General features: G+C 47.5%; 1 protein-coding gene. It reads right to left on the bottom strand.

What is annotated here, in order from left to right; translation table 11 throughout:
• On the bottom strand, window positions 1-314 hold a 314-nt coding region (locus B3180_RS03885; RefSeq protein WP_414654022.1), incomplete at its 3' end, for a tRNA-dihydrouridine synthase.
• Window positions 315-446: the final 132 nt, after the last annotated feature.

The following is a 446-nucleotide window of genomic DNA, read 5'->3' as shown; positions in this document are numbered from 1 at the left end:
ACCTTTTTCGCCGGGCAGCCCATATTTATATCGATAATCTGCGCGCCCATACTGACATTAACCCGCGCAGCTTCAGCCATTAGCTCTGGTTCAGAGCCCGCTATTTGCACGGCACGAATGCCAAGCTCTCCCGAATGATCCATGCGTTGCCTGGATTTATCGGTCTGCCATACCTTAGGGTTACTGGACAGCATCTCTGATACTGTAAGCCCAGCCCCCGTGCTGTAACACAGCTGACGGAATGGCTGGTCAGTAACTCCAGCCATGGGAGCTAATATGACCTGATTGTCGAGTTGATATGGGCCAATCCGCATCGGTTAAAAACTACGCAGCGAAAGGGTGAGGAATTTTAGGGAATTTGCGCAATAAAGAAAAGGCTATTTATTACGCAATTTGGGTCTTTTTTTCATTTTTTACTATTGACAAAGCGGACGCTTGTTAACCAA

It is taken from the genome of Idiomarina sp. UBA4206, from assembly GCF_002383015.1.
Taxonomy (GTDB): Bacteria; Pseudomonadota; Gammaproteobacteria; order Enterobacterales; family Alteromonadaceae; genus Idiomarina; species Idiomarina abyssalis.
Note: the sequence above shows the minus strand (reverse complement) of the source record. Positions and strands in the feature narration are given on the sequence as shown.